This is a genomic window from Plantactinospora sp. KLBMP9567, assembly GCF_033446045.1.
Taxonomy (GTDB): Bacteria; Actinomycetota; Actinomycetes; order Mycobacteriales; family Micromonosporaceae; genus Plantactinospora.
On record NZ_JAWQRR010000074.1, the window covers coordinates 1 to 2,855 of the forward strand.

General features: G+C 67.6%; 4 protein-coding genes. 3 read left to right on the forward strand and 1 reads right to left on the reverse strand.

Annotated features, from left to right (window positions below; genetic code table 11):
* Positions 1-26: 26 nt before the first annotated feature.
* Positions 27-326 (reverse strand): hypothetical protein, encoded by a 300-nt coding sequence (locus R6Y94_RS44725; protein ID WP_318397529.1) that lies wholly within the window; start codon positions 324-326, stop codon positions 27-29.
* A gap of 323 nt (positions 327-649) precedes the next feature.
* Here R6Y94_RS44725 and R6Y94_RS44730 point away from each other — a divergent pair, with 323 nt between their 5' ends.
* The 3 genes from R6Y94_RS44730 (at position 650) to R6Y94_RS44740 (ending at position 2,808) form a co-directional block, all read left to right on the forward strand.
* Positions 650-946: a metalloregulator ArsR/SmtB family transcription factor gene (locus R6Y94_RS44730; RefSeq protein WP_318397531.1), complete on the forward strand. Its 297-nt coding sequence runs from the start codon at positions 650-652 to the stop codon at positions 944-946.
* Positions 946-1,332 (forward strand): VOC family protein, encoded by a 387-nt coding sequence (locus tag R6Y94_RS44735; protein ID WP_318397530.1) that lies wholly within the window; start codon positions 946-948, stop codon positions 1,330-1,332. The genes R6Y94_RS44730 and R6Y94_RS44735 overlap by 1 nt, the downstream gene beginning before the upstream one ends.
* 282 nt (positions 1,333-1,614) lie before the next feature.
* Positions 1,615-2,808, forward strand: coding sequence for a DDE-type integrase/transposase/recombinase (locus R6Y94_RS44740; protein WP_318398518.1), 1,194 nt, complete (start codon positions 1,615-1,617; stop codon positions 2,806-2,808).
* Positions 2,809-2,855 lie beyond the last annotated feature (47 nt).

A 2,855-nucleotide genomic window follows, 5' to 3' on the forward strand; every position in this document is an offset into this window, starting at 1 on the left:
TGGGGGCGGGCCGCCGGTCTGCCCGGCTACGACAGCACGCGAATGCTGCCGGGGGAGAAGACCGTGGAGTCGCCGGGCGGGAGGGCTAGCGACGGGAAGCCGGTGCAGAACCCTCCGGTGTAGACCACGATCGTGGCGTCGGTCTGGTTGCTTACCGTGGTGCCGGGCGGGAACGTGGCGTTGACGCTGTGGCAGCCGGCGGCCGGGTCGACCAGGATGGCGCTCGGGCCGGTGGGGCTGCCGATGATGACCCGGCCGGTGGCGGCGAGGCCGGGTGAGGCGGCGAGCCCGACGGCCGCACCGGCCAGCACGCCGACCACGGCCATCCTGGCCGTCCGGCGCCAGGCGCTCGATCGACGTCCCGTCGTACGGGACCGCGTCGGTGCTGCTTCCGTGGTTTCCACGAGAGATCCTCCCCAGGGATCGGAGTGTTGATCGGTGACCGGCCTTCGCCGATGTGTCGCCTCCGAAGCTGGAGCATCGGCGGTCTTCGTCGGCCGGTTGGCTGGCACGCTACGGCTCGGCGACTTCATTTCGCTTTCAGTGGGACATCACCGAGGTGGGGCGGGGGGAGCGCGGCAGGCTCGCCGGCGAGACCGTGCGGCCCTCGCCTTGACAGGCAAGTGACCGCTTGCCTATAACTGTGCTGATGGACGCGAACCCAGACCTGTTCAAGGCCATCGGCGACGCGACGCGACGCACCATCCTGGACGAGCTGGCCGACAAGGACGGTCAGACGCTGTTCGAGATCTGCAGCCGGCTCACCATGAAGCACGGCCTGGGCTCCTCGCGCCAGGCCATCTCGCAGCACCTCGCCGTGCTCGAACAGGCCGGGCTGGTGCGCACCCGGCGGCAGGGCCGGTACAAGTTCCACCACCTCGACACGAGCCCGCTGCGCTCGATCGTCGAGCGGTGGCCCATCGATCGAGAGGAAACGAACCCGTGATCCGTATCAATATCACCAGCGTGCTCGTCGACGACCAGGCCAAGGCGCTTGCCTTCTACACCGAGAAGCTGGGGTTCATCAAGAAGACCGACGAGCCCGCCGGCGAGGCCCGCTGGCTCACCGTGGTGTCCCCGGCCAACCCGGACGGTGTCGAGTTGCTGCTGGAGCCGGACGGCCACCCGGCGGCGGGTCCGTTCAAGAGTGCCCTGGTCGCCGACGGTATCCCGTTCACCCAGTTCGCCGTCGACGACGTGTACGCCGAGGTCGAGCGGCTCAAGGGGCTGGGCGTCGAGTTCACCCAGGAGGCGACCGACCTGGGGCCGGTGGTCACCGCCGTCTTCGACGACACCTGCGGAAATCTGATCCAGATCGCCGCCATGAAGTAGTCGCACACGCCTGCCGGCCCCTGCAGCCCGCCCGATTCGGCTCGAAGGGGTCGGGCGGGCGGCCGAGGTTCGGAGGTGGCGCTCGAGATTATGTGGTCAGGAGGTGGCCCTCTGCCTACGCTTCCTCGGCTGGGTCCCGACCGGGCAGCCCGCCCCACGCTCTCAAGATTCTTGTCGATCTGTGGTTGGTGGCGGACTGTTCAGTCCCATGACATCTGTCGCAGGTTGTGTCCCGGTACATGTGTCACATGATCGGTCTGGTGGGCGGTATGACTGCTGGGCATGGCGAATCGACGTCAGGTCATGACCGCGATGGACGCCCTGCTCGCGGCGGGCGTGCGGATCGACAACGTGCAGCAGTGGTGCGATGACAACAACGTCAACCCACGCACCTTCTACCGGCACCGCGCCCGGGTACAGGCCGAGGGTGTCTGGCGGGAGCGATCCCGCCGGCCGCATCACAGTCCTGGTATCACCCCGCCGGAGCTCGACGCGTGGATCTGCAAACTCCGCAACGATCTTGGTGTCGACAACGGCGCGGACCAGATCCGTGACGAGCTGTTGCTGATCCACGCGTTCACCGACCCTGGCTGGAGGGTGCCGTCACGGTCGACGATCAACCGGGTCCTGTCCCGCCACGACCTGCTCGACCGCAACCCCGCGAAACGACCCCGCGGCACCTGGCGCCGCTTCGCCTACGCCCAGCCCCGCGACTGCTACCAGATCGACGCCACCAGGATCCGCCTCGCCAACGGCCAACTCGTCGCGGTCTTCGACGTCCTCGACGACTGCACCCGCATGCTCGTCGCCTGCCGGGCCGCGCCGGCCGAGACCAGCACCGCCGCGATCGCCGCCATCGGCAGGGCCTTCACCGACCACGGCCCACCCGCGATCGTCCTGTCCGACAACGGCACGATCTTCACCCACCGACTCCTCAAGGACAACGCCGGCCCGTCCCCGTTCGCCGAAACCGTCCACCATCACGGCACCCGACTCATCCACTCCAGCCCCTACCACCCACAAACCTGCGGCAAAGTCGAACGCCACCACCAAACCCTCAAAAGATGGCTCACCGCCCAACCCCACCAACCCCACACCCTGCGACAACTCCAACGCCTACTCGACACCTACCGCCACCACTACAACCACCACCGCCGACACAGCGCCCTACCCGGCCGCGTCACCCCACACCACGCCTGGACCACCGCACCCCACCACGGCGGACCACAAGCCCTACCCATCCAAACCGACGCCACCGTCCACCACCCCACCGTCTCCGACACCGGCGCAATCAACGTCGGCTACACCCGCATCGGTCTCGGCTGCATCTGGCGCGGCCACACCGTCACCGCCATCCGCGACGGCAACCACATCACCGTCTACGCCAGCAACGGCCACCCCATCGGCCACACCACCGCCCCACGAGACAAGAAGACCTACACACGCCTCACCCCAATATCGAACATCATCAACTGACACATGTCCCGGGACACACCCTTGACACATCTACCGGGACATGACAG